The following is a 23,451-nucleotide window of genomic DNA, read 5'->3' as shown; positions in this document are numbered from 1 at the left end:
ATGGGTTTCAATCTTTCCGAATGGGCGCTGCGTAACCGCCAGATCGTACTGTTCCTGATGCTCTTGCTGGCCGTCGTCGGCGCGTTGTCCTACACCAAACTCGGCCAAAGCGAAGACCCGCCGTTCACCTTCAAGGCCATGGTGATTCGCACCAACTGGCCGGGGGCCACGGCCGAGGAAGTGTCGCGCCAGGTCACCGAACGTATTGAAAAGAAACTGATGGAGACCGGCGAGTACGATCGGATCGCTTCGTTCTCTCGCCCGGGCGAGTCTCAGGTGACGTTCATCGCTCGGGATTCGATGCATTCGGTAGAAATCCCGGAGCTCTGGTATCAAGTCCGCAAGAAGATCAGCGACATTCGCCACACCCTGCCACCGGGCATCCAGGGGCCATTCTTCAACGATGAGTTTGGCACCACCTTCGGCAACATCTACGCCCTGACCGGCGAAGGTTTTGATTACGCGGTGCTCAAGGACTACGCCGACCGTGTCCAGATTCAGCTGCAACGGGTCAAGGATGTGGGCAAGGTCGACCTGCTCGGGCTGCAGGACGAGAAGATCTGGATCGAGCTTTCCAACGTCAAACTGGCCACCCTCGGGTTGCCGTTGGCGACGGTGCAGCAGGCGCTTGAAGAGCAGAATGCGATGTCCACCGCAGGTTTCTTCGAAACCACCAGTGAGCGTTTACAGCTACGGGTTTCGGGGAATTTTCAGACGGTCGACGAGATCAAGAACTTCCCGATCCGTGTCGGTGATCGCACGTTCCGCATCGGCGATGTGGCGAACGTTCGTCGTGGCTTCAACGATCCACCGGCGCCGCGCATGCGCTTCATGGCTGAAGACGCCATCGGTCTGGCCGTGGCCATGAAGGGGGGTGGCGACATTCTGATTCTGGGCAAAGCGCTGGAAGTCGAATTCGCCCGGATCCAGAAGAACCTTCCGGCCGGCATGCAGTTGCGCAAGGTGTCTGATCAACCCGCCGCGGTGAAAACCGGTGTCGGTGAGTTTGTTCAGGTGCTGGTGGAGGCTCTGGCGATTGTATTGCTGGTGAGCTTCTTCTCCCTCGGTGTGCGCACCGGCATGGTGGTGGCGCTGGCGATTCCGCTGGTGTTGGCGATGACGTTTGCCTGCATGTACTACCTTGGCATCGGCTTGCACAAGATTTCCCTCGGCGCGCTGGTATTGGCGTTGGGGTTGCTGGTGGACGACGCGATCATCGCCGTGGAAATGATGGCGATCAAAATGGAGCAGGGCTTCGACCGGGTCAAAGCCGCCAGCTATGCCTGGACCAGCACCGCGTTCCCGATGCTCACCGGCACGTTGATCACCGCTGCCGGCTTCCTGCCGATTGCCACCGCGCAATCGGGCACGGGTGAATACACCCGTTCGATCTTCCAGGTGGTAACCATCGCGTTGGTGGCGTCGTGGGTTGCCGCCGTGGTCTTTGTGCCTTATCTGGGGGAAAAACTCCTGCCGGACCTGGCGAAAATTCACGCAGCCAAACATGGTACCGGCGACGGCCAACCCGACCCCTATGGCACGCCGTTCTATCAGCGGGTAAGACGGCTGGTTGAATGGTGCGTGCGCCGGCGCAAAACGGTGATCATTCTGACGATCGTGATGTTCGTCGCGTCAGTGGTGCTGTTCCGTTTCGTGCCGCAGCAATTCTTCCCGGCTTCGGGGCGGCTGGAGTTGATGGTCGATCTGAAACTGGCCGAAGGGGCGTCTTTGAGTAACACCGCCGAGGAGGTTAAACGCCTCGAAGGCCTGCTCAAGGATCACGCCGGGATCGACAACTACGTGGCTTACGTCGGCACCGGTTCGCCGCGTTTCTACCTGCCGCTGGATCAGCAACTTCCGGCAGCGAGCTTCGCCCAGTTTGTCGTCCTGGCCAAAACCATCGAAGATCGCGAAACCCTGCGCACCTGGCTGATCGAAACCCTCAACGAACAATTCCCGGCCCTGCGTTCACGTGTCACGAGGCTGGAGAACGGCCCGCCGGTTGGTTACCCGGTGCAGTTCCGGGTGACCGGTGAGCACATCGAGGAAGTCCGCGCATTGGCCCGTAAAGTCGCGGCCAAGGTTCGCGAGAACCCACACGTGGTCAACGTGCACCTGGACTGGGAAGAGCCGAGCAAAGTCGTTTACCTGAACGTCGATCAGGACCGCGCGCGCGCGCTGGGTGTGAGCACGGCGAACCTCTCGGGTTTCCTGCGAAGCTCGCTGACCGGTGCCAGCGTCAGCCAGTACCGCGAAGACAACGAGTTGATCGAGATCCTGCTGCGCGGCACGGTGCATGAGCGCACCGAGCTGGGGTTGCTGCCAAGCCTGGCCGTGCCGACTGACAACGGTCGCAGTGTGGCGCTGTCGCAGATTGCAACGCTGGAATACGGCTTTGAAGAAGGCATCATCTGGCACCGTAACCGCCTGCCCAACGTGACGGTTCGTGCCGACATCTACGGCAAGGAACAACCGGCGACGCTGGTGCAGCAAATCATGCCGACCCTCGATCCGATTCGCTCCGAGCTGCCAGACGGCTATCTGCTGGACGTCGGCGGTACGGTGGAAGACTCGGCCCGCGGGCAGAACTCGGTGAAGGCTGGCGTGCCGCTGTTCATCGTGGTGGTGCTGACGTTGCTGATGCTGCAACTGCGCAGTTTCTCACGCACGGTGATGGTGTTTCTGACAGCTCCGCTGGGGCTGATTGGTGTGACGCTGTTTCTGATGGTGTTCCGCCAACCGTTCGGTTTTGTGGCAATGCTCGGGACCATCGCCTTGTCCGGGATGATCATGCGTAACTCGGTGATTCTGGTGGATCAGATTGAGCAGGATATCGCTGCCGGGCTTAAGCCTTGGCAGGCGATTATCGAGGCGACGGTGCGTCGGTTCCGACCGATTGTGCTGACGGCGTTGGCGGCGGTGTTGGCGATGATTCCATTGTCACGCAGTGTGTTTTTCGGGCCGATGGCGGTGGCGATCATGGGCGGGCTGATTGTGGCGACGGCGTTGACGTTGCTATTTTTGCCGGCGTTGTATGCGGCTTGGTTCAGGGTCAAGCAAGAGCCGCAGTGATCTTTTGATCTTGGCGGCCTTCGGGCCGACCATGTTCTTGGTTGGTGGGGTACATATCCGTTTCTTGGGTTACGGCGGCTGGCGGTTTCGCCCTTACGGCGAGTCACTTGGAAAAGCCCCAAGTAACCAAGGGCTCTTGCCCCTGTCGTTCGGTGCCTCGCTTAGGCTCGGCATGCCCTCGCTCCGGTCCTGCTCCGTGGGCCCGCCGCGATCGGCCATCCATGGCCGTGCGCGGCTAACCCGGCATCCATGCCGGGTTGCCCACTGCGCAGAACCTCCGCTCGGCCTCTCGAGGGGGCGGTGCGTCAAGATCAAAAGCTGCAGGCGAGCTAACGCTCGGCCTGTTGAGTGGTGAGGGGCGGGTGTACACCGCTCCGCTGTGGGAGCGAGCCTGCTCGCGAAGGCGGCCTGACAGCCGACCAGTTTCTTGCGGATGCACCTGATCACTCATCGCTCCAGGCATTGTTTATAAACGATCAAAGATAAAGGAAACATCCGACAAGTTTTTCAGGTTGTCTGTCGGAAGCGCGACCTCTAGCCTTGGACCGTCGCTGCAAAAAGCAGCGACCGGGTTTCGCAGCCCGGTTAAACTTCAGACGCACAGCGTCCACCATCCGAAAAGCGGGCGCTTTTTATGCCTGTGTTATGGCGGCTGTGCGCGGGATACCTTCGGGTATGCCGGGTTCCTGAAGTCCCGGTCTGCGAACCTGCGTACAGCTGCCACCTTGAATTCGTTTCGCAGCGATCGGTGGCAGCTCCATTACTTCAGGAGCTACACAATGATCAAAGACAGTCCAAATCCCCCCGAAGCAGAACCAGAAATAGAAACAGAAACTGATCCCGTTTCCCCCTACGCTTTCCTCAATTCCAGGAAACTCCACGACGCGGCGATCCGCGCGCTCGATCACTACCTCGCCCCTGCGGCCGAAAAAAAGGCCAAAGCCGATCGTCGTCCCAGTACGATTTTCGTCATCGGTCCAAACGTCGATTCCGAAACTCTCCTGGCTCATGCCTGTGAAACCCTTGCCACGGCCAATGTCATGGCAAGTGAGTTAGCCTTCGACCTGACCGGCCCCACGTGCAACTTGGTGCTGGGGATTCAACAGATGATTTCACTAGCGGAGTTGTCAGTGAATCGCGTGCTGGATAATCTGGATCCGCAACAGTAGCGCAAAAGAAAAAGCCCGCTGAACCTTTAAAGGTCAGCGGGCTTTTCGTGATGAGTTGCACTTGGAAAATTACAACGTACCAAACACCTTCTTCGCCAAACTGGTCGCCGCCGCTGCAGGGTTCTGGCGGATGGTTTCTTCCTGCTTGCCGATCATCTCGAACAAACCGTTCAACGCCTGCTCGGTCACGTAGCTTTCGATGTTGGCGTTTTTCGCATCCAGCACACCCAGAGTCGCCGCTTGCCCGGCGAACGAGTTGTACTGCTGGGCCAAACCCACCTGGTCGGTGGCTTGTTTGACGATCGGCAGGAACTTGGTGCGGATCTGCTCGCGGCTGGTTTTGCTCAGATACTGAGTCGCCGAGTCCTTGCCGCCGCCGAGAATCCCCTTGGCATCTTCCACGGTCATCTTCTTCACCGCATCCACCAGAATCGGCTGAGCCTGCGTCACGGCCGTTTCAGCCGCTTTGTTCATGCTGGTCTCCAGTTGATCGACCTGATCGCCCATGCCGAACTGTTTCATTTTCTTGGCGACCTTACCCAGCTTGCCTGGCAGCTCGATCTTCACCTCCGGGTTGTTGCTGAAGCCGCCGGGTGTGCCGAGTTGTTTGACGGCCAGTTGCGCGCCTTGTGTCAGGGCGTCCTTGAGACCGCCGGTGGCGTCTTGTTGCGACAGGTCATTGAGCGACAGAGCCAGGGCGTTGGCGCAGATCATCAAGCCTGCGCACAGGCCGGCGAAGCGAAGGGTAGGGCGGAGCATGGCGGCTTCCTTGTTCATAAAAGAGAGTTAGCGGGCTGCGTCGACGCGGATTTTCAGTGGCTGCGGGTCTTTGCCGTCCAGTTGCACGGGGTGGTTTTCAGTGGTGATGAACATCAGCTCGCCATTGACTTCGATGCGGGCGCTGACCGAGTAGCGATGGCCGGGTTTGACCTGCGCCGGATCGTAGCTCAAATGGAATGGCAACGGCACTTGGCCTTTGACCGGGCCTTTCTGCTCGTCGAGCACTACCGCCGGAGCGTCGGCCAGGGACACATCTTGCAAGCTGACGCTTAAGATCGCGTTCGGTGGCAGAGCAATGCGTTGCAGGTAGAACACTTCACCGTCGAGGCTGGCGTTGGCGGTCGGTGGTGTCGACTGGCAGGCACCGAGCAGGGCAGTCAGCAGGACGAGAGAGATTTTTATCATCGAAGATCTCCGTATCGAAGGCGCCAGAAGAAGCCTGGCGCCTGTAGGAATTTAGACGCTCTGCGCTGGAGCCGCGACTTGGTCCGCCGCATCTTCACTGCGATGCAGCGCCACCTGACGGATCGACAAGCGAATCTCCGCCGGCAATACCCGTTTGGCGGCGCCTTCGGCCAGTTCGCCTAACAATTCGTGATAGCTCAACTTGCCGGCTTCGTCGCGGCGCAGCACGTCGAGGTCCAGCATTGTCTGGATGAAGTGACGGAACAGGCTCTTGTCGAAGAACTCCGGGGCGTTCAGGCCGTGGAGGATCGACAGGCGCTGGGCCATGACCGTGCACAGGTCTTCGAGTTCTTCGGCGCTGATGCTGTTCTGGCCGCTGTTGAGCAGCAAGGAAACGGTCATGTAGAAGCGCTGCAAGGTCTGGGCGATGCTTTTCGACAGCAGCGTCAGCAGCACGAAATGCCGTGAGCTCGGCGCGGGGCGCAGGTAAACGTTTTTCTCGAAACGCAGCAGGCCTTGCTCGACGAAGGCTTCGAGCCATTGATCGATCACGCCATCCAGTTCCTCCAGCGACCAGCGAATGAACAGCTCCGATTGCAAGTACGGGTACAGCGCGCGGGTGTAGCGCAGGATTTGCTCGCGGCTCATGCGCGAGGTGCTCTGGAAGAAACTCGCCAGCAACGACGGCAACGCGAAGATGTGCAGCACGTTGTTGCGGTAGTAGGTCATCAGGACGGCGTTTTGTTCGTCCAGGTACAGAATCTTGCCCAGCGCATCGCTTTGTTCGGACAGCAGGTCCATGTCCTTCACGTGCTCGATCAGCGCCCGGCCGTCACCTTCCGGCAGGGTGGTATGAGGCGAGTAGGGGACTTTGCGCAACAGCGCCAGGTACAAATCGAGCACCCGCGCCATGGCGCGATCGTCCAGGGCCAGACGGCTGGTGGACAGCAACGCCAGGGCCACCAGATTCACCGGGTTGATCGCCGCCGCTTCATTCAAATGCTGTGCGACTTTCTCGCCGAGGCGGTTGGTGGTTTCGTTGAGCCAGGCCGGTTTGAACTGCGGACCGAGTTCCTGTTGGCGCCAGTCTGGCTGTTCGCTGTCGAGGAATTCCGCCAGTTTGATCGGCTCACCGAAGTTGACCGCAACCTGACCGAAGCGCTGTTTGAGCGCGCCGATGACTTTGAAAATGTCGAAGATCGATTCTTTCTTCTTGCTCGCGCCACGCAATTCGCCGAGGTAGGTGCGTCCTTCCAGCACGCGCTCATAGCCGATGTACACCGGCACGAAGACGATCGGCATGCGTGACGAACGCAGGAAGCTGCGCAGGGTGATCGCGAGCATCCCGGTTTTCGGTTGCAACATGCGCCCGGTGCGCGAACGGCCGCCCTCGACGAAGTATTCGACCGGGAAGCCTTTGGTGAACAGGGTGTGCAGGTATTCGTTGAACACCGAGGTGTAGAGCGGGTTGCCCTTGAAGGTGCGGCGCATGAAAAACGCGCCGCCGCGACGCAGCAAGCTACCGATCACCGGCATGTTGAGGTTGATCCCGGCGGCGATGTGCGGCGGGGTCAGGCCGTTGCGGAACAGCAGATAAGAGAGCAGCAAATAGTCGATGTGGCTGCGGTGGCACGGCACGTAGATCACTTCGTGACCCTGGGCGACTTTCTGCACACCTTCGATGTGGTTGACCTTGATCCCGTCGTAGATCTTGTTCCAGAACCAGCTCAGCACCACTTCCAGAAAGCGGATCGCGGTGTAGGTGTAGTCCGAGGCGATCTCGTTGCCATAGCGCAAGGCTTGGGCCTTGGCTTTTTCCGGCGAGATGTTCTCGCGCTCGGCTTCGTCGAGGATCGCCTGTTTGACCGAGGGCTGATTGAGCAGGCCTTTGACCAGGTTGCGGCGGTGGGAAATGTCCGGGCCGATCACCGCGGCTTTCAGGTTGCGAAAGTGCACCCGCAGAATTCGCTGGGCCATGCGTACAGTGCGCTCGTGGCCTTTGTTGTGTTCGATCAGTTCACGCAGATGAATCGGTGCCGAGAACTGCACCCGGGTCTTGCGCCCCAGCACAATGATGCTCAGCAGCCGGCGCAAACGCCCGGTGACCGCCCAGCTGTCGGCGAACAGCAGTTTCCAAGGGCTCGATTCGCTGTCCGGCGACTGGCCCCAGAACACGCTGACCGGAATGATCTGCGCGTCTTCGGCGGCGTTCTGGCTCAGGGCGTTGACCAGACGGGTCAGGGTCGGTGGCGCACCGCGCTTGTCCTGACGGCCGAGCCAGTCGGGCTCTGGCGTCAGGTAAAAGAACGCGGCGGGCTCCACCAACGCACCCACCGATACCGGCAACACCGGGCGGGGCAGGCCGGCCTTGCTGCATTCGGTATCGACCACGGCGAGGTCGGTCAATGAAGGATTTTGCAGGACGTAGAACACCGGTCGGCTGCGGTCGAGGTTAAGGGTGAACGACGACTGATTGATCGTCTCCGAGCGAACCCAGAGGTACAGCAGTCGGCGCAAGGTGCCAAACACAAGACGGCGGAACGGGGAACGGGTCATACGGCTTCTGCGTGAGTGGATAAAACCAAGCAATCGCTTGGGCGGTCGATAGTGTGCCGTATTCGCCGAAAATCGGCAAAAAAGCGCCTAAGTAAACTTGAGTTGAGAGTTTTCGCGGCTGTCATATACTCGGCCGTTCAAAATAAAAACAAGGGGTATTAGATATGGCAACACGCGAAACCGGCAATGTGAAGTGGTTCAACGACGCCAAGGGCTATGGCTTCATTCAGCGCGAGGATGGGGTGGACGTGTTCGTGCACTACCGCGCGATCCGCGGCGAAGGGCATCGCTCGCTGACTGAAGGTCAGCAGGTTGAGTATGCAGTGGTGACCGGCGAGAAGGGCTTGCAGGCTGAGGATGTGGTGGGTCTCTGAAGATCGTTCCCACGCTCTGCGTGGGAACGCCTGAACGGACGCTCTGCGTTCGGCTTTTGAAGGGACGCGGAGCGTCCCGGGCTGCATTCCCACGCAGAGCGTGGGAACGATCAAGTTCAGGCCTTAAGCGGTTTTCCAGGTGATTTCTTCTTCACCATCGGCGCTGATGCGCATCCAGCGATCGGCCGTCTCTTCACCTTCTTCCTCGACCCAGCTACCTGGTGCGCAACGCACTTCTACGTTCAGCGCGGCAAAGGCTGCGCGGGCGCAGGCGATGTCGTCTTCCCAAGGGGTCTGGTCGCTTTCCAGGTACAGGCTGTTCCATTTGCCGACGGCTTTCGGCAGCCAGGTGACCGGCACGTTGCCGGCCTTGCACTTGTAAGTCTGGCCTTTCTGCACCCAGTCGGTGCACGGGCCTAAAGCCGCGCCGAGCCAGGCCGCGATGGCCTTGTAGTCGACGTCGGCGTCTTTCAGGTAAATCTCGATATCGGGTTGGCGCATGGATGTCCTCACTGCGGGTCTGAAAAATCCATTCGCGGATTTAGCGGGTCAAAATTTGGGGTTATTGAAGAACAAAATAATCGTAGCGCATCGACACGGTGACCTCGAACGGCTCGGCCTGTTCGATGACTGCCGCCCGGCGTTCGGAACTTGCGCGCCAGCCATGGGGTGTCATGGCCAACAGGTTCGCGCGATCCTGACCACTAACCAGCGTCAGTTTGAATTCCAGGGTTTCGCTGTGCTGCAGCGCCATGCCTTCCGGCACCAGAGCCAAGTGCTTGTCGTCGGTGTACTCGCGCACTTCGTCGTACAGCCGCTCGCGCAATTCCATCAGATGGCCGCTGGTCGGCCCGACTTTCATCAAGCCGCCGCCGGGGCTCAGCAGGCGTTTGGCCTCTTCCCAGTCCAGCGGGCTGAAAACGCTGGCGAGAAACTGGCAGCTGCCTGACGCCAACGGCACCCGCGCCATGCTCGCGATCAACCAGGTCAGCTGCGGATTGCGTTTGCAGGCGCGTTTGACCGCTTCCCGGGAAATGTCTAGCGCATAGCCGTCGGCGTTGGGCAATGCTTCGGCGATTTGCGCGGTGTAGTAACCCTCGCCACAACCGATGTCCAGCCAGCGCTGGGGCGCGTACTGCGCCGCCAGTTCCGCCAGACGCTTGGCCACCGGCGCGTAATGGCCGGCGTTCAAAAAGTCGCGACGGGCTTCGACCATCGCCAGGTTATCCCCAGGGTCGCGGCTGTTTTTGTGCTGCACCGGCAACAGGTTCAGGTAACCCTGCCGCGCACGGTCGAAACGATGCCCGGCGGGGCAGACCACGCCGTTGTCCACCGCATTCAGCGGTTCACTGCAGATCGGACACGCAAGCATCAGGCGAGCAACTTGATCAGGGTCTGGTAGTAGATTTCGGTCAGCACGTCGAGGTCGGCCGCCAGCACACGCTCGTTGACCTGGTGGATCGTCGCGTTGACCGGGCCCAGTTCGACAACCTGAGTGCCCATGGTCGCGATGAAGCGCCCGTCGGACGTACCGCCGCTGGTGGAGGCTGTGGTTTCGCGACCGGTGATGTCCTTGATGCTTGCCGACACTGCGTCGAGCAGGGCGCCCGGTTCGGTGAGGAACGGCAGGCCGGACAGCGCCCAGTCGATGTGCCAGTCCAGACCGTGCTTGTCGAGGATATCGGCGACGCGTTTTTGCAGGCCTTCGACAGTGGATTCGGTGGAAAAACGGAAGTTGAACACCGCCACCAATTCACCCGGAATCACGTTGGTCGCGCCAGTGCCGGAATTCACGTTGGAAATCTGGAAGCTGGTCGGCGGGAAGAAGTCGTTGCCGTGGTCCCAATGCTCGGCGGCCAATTCGGCCAGCGCCGGGGCAGCGAGGTGGATCGGGTTCTTCGCCAGGTGTGGATAAGCCACGTGACCCTGCACACCGCGCACGGTCAATTTGGCGCCGAGGGAGCCGCGACGGCCATTCTTGACCACGTCACCCACCAGGGTAGTGCTCGACGGTTCGCCGACGATGCACCAATCCAGACGTTCCTTGCGGGCGACGAGGCGTTCGATCACAGCCTTGGTGCCGTGATGCGCCGGGCCTTCTTCGTCACTAGTGATCAGAAACGCAACCTTGCCCTTGTGATCCGGGTAGTCGGCGACAAAGCGCTCGGCCGCCACCGTCATGGAGGCGAGGCTGCCTTTCATGTCTGCCGCGCCACGGCCGCAGAGCATACCGTGTTCGTCGATCACCGCGTTGAACGGCTCGATCTGCCAGGCGCTTACCGGGCCGGTCGGGACTACGTCGGTATGACCGGCGAAGCACAGCACCGGACCTTCATGTTTACCGTGAGTCGCCCAGAAGTTATCCACATCTTCGATGCGCATCGGTTCCAGTTTGAAACCAGCATCGCCCAGGCGCTGCATCATCTGCTTCTGGCAATCGGCGTCGACCGGCGTCACGGACGGACGGCGGATCAGGTCGATGGCGAGTTGAAGGGTCGGCGAAAGGTCGGCGTGGGCCGTCATGGAAAAACTCCGGTGCAAGACATTTTGTAGGAGCCGGCTTGCCGGCGATGGCGGTGTATCAGGTAGACCGCGTTGTTTTGTTCGCTGGCAAGCCAGCTCCTACAGGAATTGGGGCAAGGCGCGCAAAATGGCGGTTATCTTAAAGCAAAACGGCGGCCATTGGCCGCCGTTTAGTGCATCTGTACTGATTTAGACAGCCGGTGCGGTCTCGGCTTTGGCCACCGGTTTTGGCAACGACGACAGGAACGCCATGATCAGCGCCGCCAGGTACGGCAGCGACTGCACCAGCAACATGGTCACCCAGAAGCGCATGTCGTTGCTCGGCAAACCGTTCACCAGGAAGATTCCCAGTGCCGCGCCCCACAACAGCAGCATGATGAACACCTCTTCGCGCGCTTCCGAAATGGCTACCCAGAAGCCGTGGTTATCGGCGTTTTTCGGGGTGCGGAAGAACGGAATGCTGCTGGTGAAGAAACCGTACAGCACGGCTTTGGCGATGGTGTGCGACAACGCCAGCCCGGCCAATGCCGCGCAGAACGCATCCTTGAGGTTGACCCCCACAGCACGGCGGTACAGGAAGATGATCTTGCCGACCTTGAACACGAACAGCGCCAACGGCGGGATAGCGAAAATCAGCAGCGGTGGATCGACCCGTTGCGGCACGATGATCATCGCCGCCGACCACAACAGTGCGCCGATGGTGAAGAAAATGTTCATGCCGTCTGCGACCCACGGCAACCAGCCCGCGAGGAAGTGGTAACGCTGGCCTCGGGTCAGTTCGGTGTCCTTGCCGCGCAGCAGGCTGGCGGTGTGACGCTTGATGATCTGAATCGCTCCGTAGGCCCAGCGGAAACGCTGTTTCTTGAAGTCGATAAAGGTATCGGGCATCAGGCCCTTGCCATAACTGTCGTGGTAGTACGCAGCCGACAGGCCTTTCTCGAACACGCGCAGACCCAACTCGGCATCTTCACAGATGCACCAGTCGGCCCAGCCCAGTTCTTCGAGCACCGAACGACGGGTCATGGTCATGGTGCCGTGCTGGATGATCGCGTCGCGGTCGTTACGGGTGACCATGCCGATGTGGAAGAAACCTTTGTATTCCGCATAGCAGAGCTTCTTGAAGGTGCTTTCGTTCTGGTCGCGATAATCCTGCGGCGACTGCACCACGGCGATTTTCGGGTCGACGAAGTGCGGCACCATGTGCTTGAGCCAGTTCGGGTCGACGCAGTAGTCCGAGTCGATCACCGCAATCACTTCGGCATCTTTGGCAGTGTGCGGAATCAGGTAATTCAACGCGCCGCCCTTGAAACCGGCCAACGGTGCCACGTGGAAGAACTTGAAGCGCGGGCCGAGGGTTTCGCAATAATCGCGCACCGGTTCCCAGACCGCCGGGTCTTTGGTGTTGTTGTCGATGATCAGGACTTCGAAGTCCGGATAGTCGAGGTTGGCCAAGGCGTTGAGGGTCTGTTTGACCATCTCCGGCGGCTCGTTGTAGCAAGGTACGTGGATCGACACTTTCGGTCGGTAGTGCGAATCGCCCACCACTGGCAGGAATTCACGCCGGCGTTTGTGGGTCCAGACCGCTTCGGCCAGTTCATGAGCCTCGGTCAGCAGAACGATAAACACCCCGAGTGCACCGAGGGCGAGCAGGAAGCCCACCGTCAGGCTGAACCAGGTGCTGTATTGCTGGCTGTAGTCGTAACCGATCCACACCAGCACCGAACCGCAGAGGAACGCGATAAAGGTCAGGAAGGTGCGGCCGCGTTGACGCAGGGCCGAGCCGTCGATCATCAACAGGGTCAGCGACAGCAATGCCAGCACTACCGAGCCGATAGCCAGTACCCGCCATTGCGGGATCGCGACGACCGGGCCTTCGAAGTTGAATTTCTGCTGACGCGCGGCGTTGAACACGCCCCAATACGCGCCCACCGAACCTTCGTCACTGGCCTTCCACGGTTGGTCGAACGCTTCGATCACGAAGTAGTTGAAGCCTTGGCGGTTGAGCTTGTTGACCAACGTGCGCAGGTAAATCGCCTGGTCCGCCGGCGACGCATCGGCGCCACCGCGCATGCGGCCGTTGCTCGGCCAGCCTACTTCGGAAAGCAGCAGCGGTTTTTTCGGGAACATCTTTTTCAGGTCACGGGCGCGGTCGAGAACGAATTGTCCCGACTGCTCCATCGGAATGTGTTCCCAGTACGGCAGGACGTGAGCGGCAATCAAATCGACGTGCTTGGCCAGGCTCGGGTTTTCTTCCCAGATGTGCCACTGCTCGGAGGTGGTCACCGGAACTTTCACCGCGGCGCGCACGCGATCCAGAATAATGCTGAGTTCCGCCGCCGTAATTTCCTTACGGAAAATCGCCTCGTTACCTACAACCACTCGAACCACACTGCGCGAGCTGTTGGCGATTTCGATGGCGCGGGTGATTTCGCGCTCGTTGCGCTCTTCGTCCGGGCTGATCCAGATCCCCAGGGTTACCCGCAGGCCGAATTCTTCCGCCAGTTTGGGAATGTTCTCCAGCGTGCCGTCGACCGAGTAGGTGCGGATGTTGTCCGTCAGCTTGCTCATGATCTCCAGGTCGCGACGCATATCATCGTCGGTCGGGTACTGAGCTTTTTGTGGGTACTGGCCTTGTTGAAACGGCGAGTACGAAAAGCCGGAGATCTGTTCAGGCCAGTTGGGGGCGGTGACCGGGCGATTGACCAGCGCCCAGAAACCGGTGAACAAGGCGGCGATTGCAAGAACCACGACCAGGTTGAGTCCAAATTTACGCGATGACATAGCTATTTCAGGTTCCAGGGGCTGCAGAACGAAGGAACGGTCGGCGGCCGGCTGCCAAGGGGCGGGGGCGCGCATCCTACACTGGGCATTCACTGATCGTATAGCGGACAGGGAAATGCCGGACGTTGGGCACTTTAAGTCGACTTAAGTTCTTTGACCGGGGCGGTATATCCCAATTCCAATAAATTTGTAGTCAATTGAAGCCCTCAAGACTGCCGTCCATAGCCCAAAGGTGCTCTTGACCGCCGACGGCCCTATAATGCGCGCCGGTTTTTGGGGTAATGGTCATGAGTACAGAAGATCCACGGTTTGCTGGCATCGCCCGCTTGTATGGCATCGAAGGTCTTGAGCGCTTGCGCGCAGCCCATGTGGCGATCGTCGGCGTCGGTGGCGTCGGTTCCTGGGCGGCGGAAGCGGTTGCCCGGTGTGGCGTGGGCGAGATTTCGCTGTTTGACCTGGACGACGTTTGTGTCAGCAACGTCAATCGTCAACTGCATGCGCTGGACAGCACCGTCGGCAAGCCCAAGGTCGAGGTGATGGCCGAGCGCCTGCGCGGGATCAACCCGGACTGCACGGTGCATGCGGTGGCGGACTTCGTCACCCGCGAAACCATGGCCGAGTACATCACGCCGAACATCGACTGCGTGATTGACTGCATCGACAGCGTCAACGCCAAGGCTGCGCTGATCGCCTGGTGCAAGCGACGCAAGATTCAGATCATCACCACTGGCGGCGCAGGCGGGCAGATCGACCCGACGCTGATCCAGGTCTGCGACTTGAACCGCACGTTCAACGATCCTCTGGCGTCGAAAGTGCGCTCCACGTTGCGCCGCGACTACGGTTTCTCCCGCACCGTGACCCGCCACTACAGCGTGCCCTGCGTGTTTTCCACCGAGCAACTGCGCTACCCGAAACCGGACGGCAGTATTTGCTTGCAGAAGAGTTTTGTCGGTGATGGCGTGAAGCTCGACTGCGCCGGGGGCTTTGGCGCGGTGATGATGGTGACGGCGACGTTCGGTATGGTCGCGGCGACCAAGGCTGTGGATAAGATTGTGGCTGGGGTTAGACGCCCGGCGGATCGCATCAAGCCTGCCTGACCGCGGCCTGGCAAATCTGTAGGAGCGAGGCTTGCCCGCGAAGGCGTGGTACCTGACACACCGCTTTCGCGGGCAAGTCGGATCGCCGCACCGCTCGCTCCTACAGGGCCGTAGCCAATTCACGCATCCGCTGTAACACCGCATTGAGGCCATTGCTGCGCGACGACGACAACTGCCGCGACAACCCCAACTGATCAAACCAATCCGGTAAATCCACCTGTTGCAGTTCGGCAGCGGATAACCCATTGACCCGTGCCAGCAGCAACGCCACCAACCCGCGAATCAACCGCGCATCGCTGCTGGCGCTGAACTGCCAATGACCGTCCTGCAACGCACCGACCAGCCAAACCTGGCTTTCACAGCCATGCACGCGGTTGGCCTCGACTTTATCCACATCGCTCAACGCAGGCAGGCGGTCGCCCCATTGCATCAGCAACCGCGCCCGCTGTTCCCAACTCGCAGTCTTCTGAAAAGTATCCAGCGCGGTGACGGCATCGGCGGGCAAGGTCATCGCAACAACTCCAATGCCTGATCCAGCGCTTCAAAAAAGCGCTCAAGATCCTCGGAGTCGTTGTACAACGCCAATGACACCCGAATTGCCCCGGCCAGCTCAAAGCTTTTGAGCAGCGGCATGGCGCAATGATGACCGGCGCGAACGGCGACCCCTTGTTCGGTCAACAAATGCGCCAGATCAGAGTTATGCACACCCTCGACGAAAAAACTGGCCAGTGCCAGTTGCGGCTTGCCCAGCAGATGAATGCCGTTGCGCGCTTCAAGGCCTTTGAGCAAATAGTCATGCAACGCCGCTTCGTGGGCGGACACGGCGTCCTGATCGAGCCCGGCCAGATAATCCAGGGTCGCGCCCAGGCCAATCACGCTGGAAATCGGCGGGGTACCAGCCTCGAACCCCAACGGCGCAGGTCGAAAGCGGGCGTCGTGGTAGTTGGCATCCAGCACCATTTCGCCGCCGAACTGCCACGGATGCAGTTGCGCGAGCGCGTCATGACGACCGAACAGCACACCCAGGCCATCCGGGCCGTAGAGCTTGTGGCTGGAAAACACATAGAAGTCGCAACCCAGCGCCTGCACGTCATGCCGGCCATGGACCACGCCTTGAGCGCCATCGACGACGGTCAGCGCGTTGTGCGCTTTGGCCATCGCCAGTAGCGAGGGTAACGGTTGCCAGGCGCCGAGCACGTTGGACAGCTGACTGACTGCCAGCAAACGGGTGCGCTGACCGATCAACGATGCGGCGGTATCAAGATCGATCAAACCGTCGACATTCAGCGGCAGAATCACCAGTTTCAGATCGCGACGGCGGGCCAGTTGCTGCCATGGCAACAGATTGGCGTGATGCTCCAGAGCGCTGATGACAATTTCATCGCCCGGATTGAATACGTGTTCCAGGCCATAGGCCAGGAGGTTCAGCGCGGACGTCGCGCCGTGGGTGAAGATGATCTGCCCGCAATCGCCGGTATTGAGCCATTGCGCAACTTTTCTGCGGCTGTCCTCGAATGCCTGAGTCGCGTGGGCGCCGGGCAAGTGTTGCGCCCGATGCACGTTGGCCGCGCCGTTGGCGTAGTAATGCGCCAGGGCATCCAGCAGGGCTTGAGGTTTTTGCGTGGTGGCGGCGTTGTCCAGATACGTCTGGTCTTGCCGTTGCAAGGCGGCGATGGCCGGAAAATCGGCGCGCCAGGGAGAGGGAATCATCATGCTATTGGGCCCTGGTGAACATGGGCGGGTGTTCGCCTGACCTGTGTAGGAGCGAGCTTGCTCGCGAAGGGGCCCTTGAGACCGCCAAAAGCTTCGCGGGCAAGCCCGCTCCTATACAACACAGGTGATCGTGTGACGCCCTGCTTAGTTGTGAGCGTGCAGCGCTTCGTTCAGTTCGATGGCCGATTTGTGGGTTTTGCACTCCACAGCACCGGTCTCCGAATTGCGACGGAACAGCAGGTCAGGCTGACCGGCCAGCTCACGGGCTTTAACGACCTTGACCAGCTTGTTGTGCTCGTCCAGCAGCGCAACCTTGGTACCGGCCGTCACATACAGACCCGACTCAACGGTGTTGCGGTCGCCCAACGGGATACCGATACCGGCGTTGGCGCCGATCAGGCAGCCTTCGCCAACCTTGATCACGATGTTGCCGCCACCCGACAGGGTGCCCATGGTCGAGCAACCGCCGCCCAGATCCGAGCCCTTGCCAACGAACACGCCCGCCGATACACGACCTTCGATCATGCCCGGGCCTTCGGTACCGGCGTTGAAGTTGACGAAACCTTCGTGCATGACGGTGGTGCCTTCGCCCACGTAAGCGCCCAGACGAATACGCGCCGCGTCAGCGATGCGCACGCCGGCCGGTACCACGTAGTCGGTCATTTTCGGGAACTTGTCCACCGAGAACACTTCCAGCAGCTCGCCGCGCAGACGGGCTTCCAGTTGATGCTCGGCCAGTTCGGCCAGATCGATCGCACCTTGGCTGGTCCAGGCCACGTTCGGCAGCAGCGGGAACACGCCAGCCAGGTTCAGGCCATGCGGCTTGACCAGGCGATGAGAGAGCAAATGCAGCTTGAGGTAAGCCTCAGGCGTGGAAGTCAGCTGAGCGTCTTCGGCCAAAATAGTCGCGACCAGCGGCTTGTGGCTCTCGGCCAGACGGGTCAGCAGTGCCGCTTGTGCAGCGTCGACACCTTTCAGCGCCTCAGCCAGTTGGGACGCCTGAGCAGTGCTGAAGGCGATGGCCTGATTGCCGTCGGTGTAGCCAAGAACCGGCGCAATGGCAGCGACCAGTTCGGCCGACGGGTTGAGCAGTGGCTGCGCGTAAAACACTTCCAGCCATGCGCCTTGACGGTTTTGAGTGCCGACACCGAAGGCCAGGCTGAACAGGGTAGTGGACATGTTGATACCTCTAACAAAATGGAACGGGCTGCCTTACTTGAGTGCGGCCGCGTAGATATCTGGCTTGAAGCCAATCAGGGTTCGGTCACCGAGATCAAGCACCGGGCGCTTGATCATCGAAGGTTGTGCGAGCATCAGTTCGATGGCTTTCGGCTGGTCGAGATCGGCTTTGCGTTCGTCGTCGAGCTTGCGAAAGGTCGTGCCTGCGCGGTTCAACACCACTTGCCAGCCGTGCTCGTCGCACCATTGGCGCAGGTGTTCACGGTCGATTCCGACCGTTTTGTAATCGTGAAAGTCATAGCTGACAGCGTGTTCATCGAGCCAGGTGCGCGCCTTTTTCATGGTGTCGCAGGCTTTGATGCCGAAAAGGTGCAACGTTTTGCTTGAAACGGTCAAGGAATTGCCCCTTTTGCAGGTACTGAAAATAAAAGGTGACGGATTATGCCATGACCGGGCGGTTTCGCGGCGGCTGTGGTCGGGTTTGTCTGTCCGCGCTGCAGTTTGTCTGGGTGCAGGGTATCTGGCGCTTGTCAGTTCTGCTGGGCAGTGGCGTGGCAAGCGCGAGATGACGCAAGCACCCACGGTGCGTTTCTGACTGTGGCTGGCATAGGGGCAGTGACCACGGCGGGTTTTTTATCCGGGCCACTGCTAATGGGCGGCAATGGGGTTGCCGAACGAGACTTGTCGATTTTTATCGCTGCCAGAGTGATTCAGCTGTCGCTCGCGGCCTATGTTGCTCCAAGGGGTTTATGGATAAATACTGCGCATAAATGCAATATCACCTGCGCTGATGTTTGTATTTAGGGGTTGATGCCAGTCGCCAATCGTTAGTTCGTTGTAGATTTGATAATGCATTACTGAATGTCGGTCGTAAGCGGCATATGTTCGATCCGCGCTGCGCTCGAGAGGAAAGACGTTGGCGTCAACTTCTGATCTGGAATATCCCGCAGTCGCAGAGAAATGGTAATAAGCTTTTTCTCGGTCCCAGGGTATTGCTGCATCGGGATGTTGATGTTCATGGTCCAGACCCAACGCATGCCCAAACTCATGAATGATCAACGCTTCGTAATCCGGGGAAGAGAAGTTAGTTGATAACTGCATCGATTCGCTATCAGGCGCTCCTGTAAGCGAGTCCGTACCCATCGCTGAACGCCCACCACTAATAAGTGGATTGAAATTGATCCGAATGTCACCTAGAAACTCATTGGGATGCTGATAGATGTCCCCTTCATCCATTTCGAGAAATTCGAAATTTAGATTGACGTAAGGTTGCCATCTATTTATGCCGTTTTTAACGGCTTCGAAAGAATGTTCGTTATAACTGAAGACAAGGATTTTCAGGGTTCTTCCCGGGTTCCAATACTTGGTGTGTTCACCGACACTGCGTTTCTGCCTTCCGCCGCTGCTGATAGTTCTGTTATCGGGTCGCTCGTTTATTGCGACATTGTAAGAGGCTATTGGGTCGGTGGGTATAATGGTTCTGCAGTATTGTGGATTCATGTTGTTGTGTGAACTCTTTTGTTAAGGAGTTCTAACGGTATTTGGAAGTGGTGTGGATTTCTATCTTGTTAGTTGTTCTGGATGTTGCGTTTGTATGAAGTTGATATGTGTTGGGGTGACGATCCGGGAAGTTTACTTTCGGAGTGCCCCGCACCGCATTGCACGGTACAGGGCAGTTTCAATTAATTGTTGCGAGTGGATATGAAATCGCGAATTCGCTCAGCCGCTTCTACACATTCCGCCAAAGGCGCAACCAGTGCCATGCGTACACGCCCGGCACCCGGATTGACGCCATCGACCTCCCGGGACAAGTAAGAGCCAGGTACTACAGTCACATGCTCCTGTTCGAACAGGTCGCGGCAAAATGCAGCGTCGTCGCCGTTCACATTTGGCCACAGGTAGAAACCACCATCGGGGCGTTGCACATCCATCACCGGACTGAGAATCTCCAGCACCGCATCATACTTCTCGCGATACAGCGCACGGTTGGCGCGTACATGCACTTCGTCATTCCATGCGGCAACGCTGGCCAGTTGTGTTTGAACCGGCATCGCACAGCCGTGGTAGGTGCGATAGAGCAAAAAGCCTTTGAGGATGTCAGCATCACCGGCCACAAATCCCGAACGCAGGCCCGGCAGGTTGGAGCGCTTGGACAGGCTGTGGAACACCACGCAACGCTTGAAATCCTTGCGGCCCAGTTCCACGCAGGCGCTGAGCAGGCCGGCCGGCGGGGTTTGTTCGTCGAAGTACAATTCGCTATAGCATTCGTCGGCAGCGATCACGAAGTCGTATTCGTCGGCCAGGGCGATCAGCTTCTTCAGGGTTTCGACCGGAATCAACGCACCGGTCGGGTTGCCTGGCGAGCACAGGAACAGGATCTGGCAGCGCTTCCAGATGTCCGGCGATACGGCGTCGAAGTCCGGGTTGAAGCCGTTTTCGTCCAGGCACGGCAGGTAATGCGGCTTGGCCCCGGCCAGGAACGCCGCGCCTTCGTAGATCTGATAAAACGGGTTCGGGCTGACCACCAGTGCATCATCACCCCGGTTGACTACGGTCTGGGTGAAGGCGAACAGCGCTTCACGGGTGCCGTTGACCGGCAGCACGTTGCGCGCCGGGTCGAGCCAGCCGTTCGGGACGCTGAAGCGACGTTCGCACCAGGCGGCAATGGCTTCACGCAGGGCCGGGATGCCGAGGGTGGTCGGGTATACGGCCATCTGATCCAGATTGCTTGCCAGCGCTTCGGCGACGAAGCTTGGCGAGCGGTGTTTCGGCTCGCCGATGGACAACGCAATGGCGCGCTTGTCCGGGTTTGGCGTGACGCTGCCGAGCAGGGCGCGGAGCTTTTCGAACGGGTAGGGCTGCAACTGGTTCAGAGCGTTGTTCATCGATGAGTCTCGTTCGGTGCGGGAGCAGACAAGCTCAGATTCCTGTAGGAGCTGGCTTGCCAGCGATGGTCGTTAACGATAACGCGTGCTACCGGGTGAGCGCGGCGCATTTGAATTCATCGCTGGCAAGCCAGCTCCTACAAAGGGCAGGTTCGCGCTCCCATGGCGGTTTGTTAATTCAGAAACTGATTCGTGACAGTTTGATATCGGGTTCCTGGCTGACGCTCAGTTGCTTGACGATTGCATCCTGCAAACGGCTGCACAGCAATGGGTCGGACAGCGGCTGATTGTTCGCGTCGGTGATAAAGAACACGTCTTCCACGCGCTCGCCCAAGGTGGCGATCTTGGCGTTCTGCAGCGACAGGTCGAACTCGAGGAAGATCGTGCCGATCCGTGCCAGCAGGCCGGGGCGATCCGGGGCGCTTAGCTCCAGTACCGTCACCGGACGCTGAGCGTCGTTGTGAATTGTCACTTGTGGCGCAAACGCGAAATGCTTGAGCTGGCGCGGCACTCGACGCTGGATGATGGTCGGGTAGTTATCCGGATTGCGCAGGGCTTCGGTCAGGCCTTCGCGGATCTGCTTGACCCGTGCCGGGTTATCGCCGATCGAGTCGCCATCGGTGTCGAGCACGATATAGGTGTCGAGGGTGAACTGGCTGCTGGAGGTGATGACCCGGGCGTCGTGAATGTTCAGATTGAGCTGGTCCATCGCCGCCACGGTCACGGCGAAGAAATCATGCTGGTCCGGTGCATAGATGAAGATCTGCGTACCGCCCTCGAACTCGCGCTGGGTGGTTTCCTTGATCAGCACCAGCGGGCCACCGTCGGCCGGCTGCTGCAGAATCGCGTCAGTGTGCCAGGCCACGTCGCCGGCGGTGTGGCGCAGGAAATAGTCATCGCCCAATTGCGCCCACAACTGCTCGACATCGTCCGGGTCGTTGCCGCCACGTACCAGGATGTCCAGTGCCGCGCTCTGGGTCTGGCGGATCTGCTCTTCGCGATCCACCGGGTTTTCCAGGCCACGACGCAAGGCACGCTTGGTCTCGGTGTAGAGCTGACGCAACAGGCTCGCGCGCCAGGAGTTCCATAGCGTCGGGTTGGTGGCGTTGATGTCCGCAACGGTCAGCACGTACAGATAATCGAGGCGGGTTTCATCGCCGACGGTCTGCGCGAAATCGTGGATCACGTGCGGGTCGGACAGATCCTTGCGCTGGGCCGTGGTCGACATCATCAGATGGTTCTGCACCAGCCAGACGATCAGGCGGCTGTCCCAGATCGGCAACTGGTGGCGCTGGCAAAAAGCTTCGGCATCCACGGCACCGATTTCCGAGTGATCGCCATGTCGGCCCTTGCCGATGTCGTGGTACAGACCGGCGAGGTAAATCAGCTCGGGTTTGGGCAGTTTGGCCATTAGCTTGCTGGCCAGCGGGAATTTTTCCGACACCTGGGTGTACTGCAACTTACGCAGGTGCTTGATCAGGTTCAGGGTATGCGCGTCGACCGTATAGATGTGAAACAAGTCATGTTGCATCTGCCCGACAATGAAACCGAACTCCGGCAGATAGCGCCCAAGGATGCCGTAACGGTTCATCCGCCGCAGATTGCGGTGGATGCCGATCTTGCACTTGAACAACTCGATGAACAGGCTGGTGTTGCGGATGTCATTGCGAAAATCGTCATCGATCAGATGACGGTTCTCGCGTAGCAGACGGATGGTATCGGCGCGTACGCCTTTGATCTCCGGTTGCTGGGCCATCAGCACGAAAATTTCGAGCATGGCGAATGGCGTCCGGCGGAACACGTTATCGTTGCGCGCCTCGATGTAGCCGTCATGCAGCTGGAACCGCGAGTTGATCGGTTGTGGCGGTGCTTCGTCTTCGGGCGCCAGGATCACTTCTTCGAAGTGCTGGATAATCAGGTCGCTGAGCTGGGCAATGCTCATGACTACCCGGTAGTACTGCTGCATGAAGTTTTCGATGGCGTGCTTGGCGTCATTGCCTTCGAAACCCAGCAGCCCGGCAATCGTGCGCTGGTGATCGAACAGCAAACGGTCTTCGGAACGGCCGGCGAGCATGTGCAGCGCATAGCGCACCTTCCACAGAAACTCCTGGGACGAGGCCAGCAGGGCATTTTCGCTCTCTACCAGGAAACCTTCGCCCGCCAGGGCCCGCAGGTTCAGGGTGCCGTACTGACGACGGGCGACCCAGAGAATCGTCTGAATATCCCGCAGTCCGCCGGGCGAACCTTTGACGTTGGGCTCCAGGTTGTACTCGGTGTCGTTGTACTTGTGGTGTCGGGCTTTCTGCTCGGCGCGTTTGGCCAGGAAGAACTCCTTGCTGGGCCACATGTGCTCGGTGCTGGTGACGTCCAGCATGCGCTGACGCAGGCGTTCAGGGCCGCAGATGGTGCGGCTTTCCATCAAGTTGGTGACTACCGTCAGGTCTGCGCGGGCTTCTTCGGAGCATTCATCCACCGAACGAACGCTCTGGCCGACTTCCAGGCCGATGTCCCACAGCAACGTCAGAAAGCGCTCGATGGAATCGCGAAAAATTTCGTGATCGGCGTTGTCCAGTAAAATCAGCAGATCGATGTCGGAATAGGGGTGCAACTCGCCACGACCGTAGCCGCCGACCGCCACGAGGGCGATATCGGCATCTTCGCTCCAGTTAAACTGTTCCCAGGCTTGTTGCAGGATGTTGTCGATAAACCAGGCGCGATCCTCGATCAGCCGGCGAATGTCCCGACCACTGCGAAACCGTTCGTCAAGTACCTCGCGGGCTTGACGGATGGCCTTCTTGAAAGCAGCAATAGGGCTTGCCTTCAGGGCCAGTTCAGCCTGGAACTGGCCGCGGTCGAAGAGTTCGGGATCCACCTGCGGCATCGATTGGCTTTCCTTTCTATAAGGCTGGGAACGGAG

18 protein-coding genes are annotated in these 23,451 nt (G+C 59.4%); 4 read left to right on the top strand and 14 right to left on the bottom strand.

Going from position 1 to position 23,451, the window contains the following annotated elements:
* Together CKW20_RS18245 and CKW20_RS18240 are read left to right on the top strand one after the other, a co-directional pair.
* Entirely contained in the window at positions 1–3,072 is a 3,072-nt protein-coding gene (locus CKW20_RS18245) for an efflux RND transporter permease subunit (RefSeq protein ID WP_095054175.1), read from the top strand.
* 779 nt (positions 3,073–3,851) lie between these two features.
* On the top strand, positions 3,852–4,241 hold the full coding sequence (locus CKW20_RS18240) for a DUF6124 family protein (RefSeq protein ID WP_063342627.1): 390 nt from the start codon (positions 3,852–3,854) through the stop codon (positions 4,239–4,241).
* Between the two features lie 69 nt (positions 4,242–4,310).
* On the opposite strand, the gene CKW20_RS18235 is transcribed toward CKW20_RS18240, so the two are convergent.
* Genes CKW20_RS18235 through plsB form a run of 3 tightly spaced genes read right to left on the bottom strand, consistent with a single transcriptional unit; the run spans position 4,311 to position 7,982 of the window.
* Positions 4,311–5,000, bottom strand: a complete 690-nt coding sequence (locus CKW20_RS18235; RefSeq protein WP_095054174.1) for a DUF4197 domain-containing protein — start codon at positions 4,998–5,000, stop codon at positions 4,311–4,313.
* A 27-nt stretch (positions 5,001–5,027) separates the two neighbouring features.
* Positions 5,028–5,426 carry a YbaY family lipoprotein gene (locus tag CKW20_RS18230; protein WP_095054173.1) on the bottom strand — a complete coding sequence of 133 codons (399 nt, stop codon included), beginning with the start codon at positions 5,424–5,426 and terminating at the stop codon, positions 5,028–5,030.
* A 51-nt stretch (positions 5,427–5,477) separates the two neighbouring features.
* On the bottom strand, positions 5,478–7,982 hold the full coding sequence (plsB, locus tag CKW20_RS18225) for a glycerol-3-phosphate 1-O-acyltransferase PlsB (protein WP_095054172.1): 2,505 nt from the start codon (positions 7,980–7,982) through the stop codon (positions 5,478–5,480).
* 164 nt (positions 7,983–8,146) lie between these two features.
* Here plsB and CKW20_RS18220 point away from each other — a divergent pair, with 164 nt between their 5' ends.
* On the top strand, positions 8,147–8,356 hold the full coding sequence (locus CKW20_RS18220; RefSeq protein ID WP_007964248.1) for a cold-shock protein: 210 nt from the start codon (positions 8,147–8,149) through the stop codon (positions 8,354–8,356).
* Positions 8,357–8,479: 123 nt separating this feature from the next.
* Here CKW20_RS18220 and CKW20_RS18215 read toward each other — a convergent pair whose 3' ends face one another.
* From CKW20_RS18215 to CKW20_RS18200, 4 genes are all read right to left on the bottom strand, one after another.
* Positions 8,480–8,857 (bottom strand): hypothetical protein, encoded by a 378-nt coding sequence (locus CKW20_RS18215; RefSeq protein WP_007897129.1) that lies wholly within the window; start codon positions 8,855–8,857, stop codon positions 8,480–8,482.
* Between the two features lie 61 nt (positions 8,858–8,918).
* Complete coding sequence (locus tag CKW20_RS18210; RefSeq protein WP_095054171.1) at positions 8,919–9,728, bottom strand: putative RNA methyltransferase; 810 nt, start codon at positions 9,726–9,728, stop codon at positions 8,919–8,921.
* Positions 9,728–10,879, bottom strand: a complete 1,152-nt coding sequence (gene dapE / locus CKW20_RS18205) for a succinyl-diaminopimelate desuccinylase (RefSeq protein WP_095054170.1) — start codon at positions 10,877–10,879, stop codon at positions 9,728–9,730. Before dapE ends, CKW20_RS18210 begins: the two co-directional genes overlap by 1 nt.
* 189 nt (positions 10,880–11,068) lie before the next feature.
* On the bottom strand, positions 11,069–13,660 hold the full coding sequence (locus CKW20_RS18200) for a glycosyltransferase (protein ID WP_095054169.1): 2,592 nt from the start codon (positions 13,658–13,660) through the stop codon (positions 11,069–11,071).
* A gap of 287 nt (positions 13,661–13,947) precedes the next feature.
* Between CKW20_RS18200 and tcdA the strand changes: the two genes are divergently transcribed.
* A complete protein-coding gene (gene tcdA, locus CKW20_RS18195; protein ID WP_176466917.1) occupies positions 13,948–14,757 on the top strand; it encodes a tRNA cyclic N6-threonylcarbamoyladenosine(37) synthase TcdA in 810 nt (269 codons plus the stop codon).
* A gap of 100 nt (positions 14,758–14,857) precedes the next feature.
* Here tcdA and CKW20_RS18190 read toward each other — a convergent pair whose 3' ends face one another.
* The 7 genes from CKW20_RS18190 to CKW20_RS18155 all read right to left on the bottom strand — a co-directional run bounded on the left by CKW20_RS18190 (position 14,858) and on the right by CKW20_RS18155 (position 23,415).
* Positions 14,858–15,268, bottom strand: coding sequence for a SufE family protein (locus CKW20_RS18190; RefSeq protein WP_095054168.1), 411 nt, complete (start codon positions 15,266–15,268; stop codon positions 14,858–14,860).
* Positions 15,265–16,470, bottom strand: coding sequence for an aminotransferase class V-fold PLP-dependent enzyme (locus tag CKW20_RS18185; RefSeq protein ID WP_095054167.1), 1,206 nt, complete (start codon positions 16,468–16,470; stop codon positions 15,265–15,267). Before CKW20_RS18185 ends, CKW20_RS18190 begins: the two co-directional genes overlap by 4 nt.
* A gap of 144 nt (positions 16,471–16,614) precedes the next feature.
* The gene (gene dapD, locus CKW20_RS18180) at positions 16,615–17,649 is read right to left on the bottom strand and encodes a 2,3,4,5-tetrahydropyridine-2,6-dicarboxylate N-succinyltransferase (RefSeq protein ID WP_048393760.1); all 1,035 of its coding nucleotides are present in this window, start codon (positions 17,647–17,649) and stop codon (positions 16,615–16,617) included.
* A 33-nt stretch (positions 17,650–17,682) separates the two neighbouring features.
* Positions 17,683–18,045, bottom strand: coding sequence for an ArsC family reductase (locus tag CKW20_RS18175; RefSeq protein ID WP_256585073.1), 363 nt, complete (start codon positions 18,043–18,045; stop codon positions 17,683–17,685).
* A gap of 351 nt (positions 18,046–18,396) precedes the next feature.
* Complete coding sequence (locus CKW20_RS18165) at positions 18,397–19,149, bottom strand: peptidase M12 (protein ID WP_095054166.1); 753 nt, start codon at positions 19,147–19,149, stop codon at positions 18,397–18,399.
* 182 nt (positions 19,150–19,331) lie between these two features.
* The gene (gene dapC, locus CKW20_RS18160) at positions 19,332–20,534 is read right to left on the bottom strand and encodes a succinyldiaminopimelate transaminase (RefSeq protein ID WP_095054165.1); all 1,203 of its coding nucleotides are present in this window, start codon (positions 20,532–20,534) and stop codon (positions 19,332–19,334) included.
* 178 nt (positions 20,535–20,712) lie between these two features.
* Positions 20,713–23,415 carry a [protein-PII] uridylyltransferase gene (locus CKW20_RS18155; protein WP_095054164.1) on the bottom strand — a complete coding sequence of 901 codons (2,703 nt, stop codon included), beginning with the start codon at positions 23,413–23,415 and terminating at the stop codon, positions 20,713–20,715.
* Positions 23,416–23,451: the final 36 nt, after the last annotated feature.

The organism is Pseudomonas sp. Irchel s3b2, assembly GCF_900187445.1.
Classification (GTDB): domain Bacteria; phylum Pseudomonadota; class Gammaproteobacteria; order Pseudomonadales; family Pseudomonadaceae; genus Aquipseudomonas.
The sequence above is the reverse complement of the archived record's forward strand: the minus strand, read 5'-3'. Positions and strand labels throughout refer to the sequence as shown.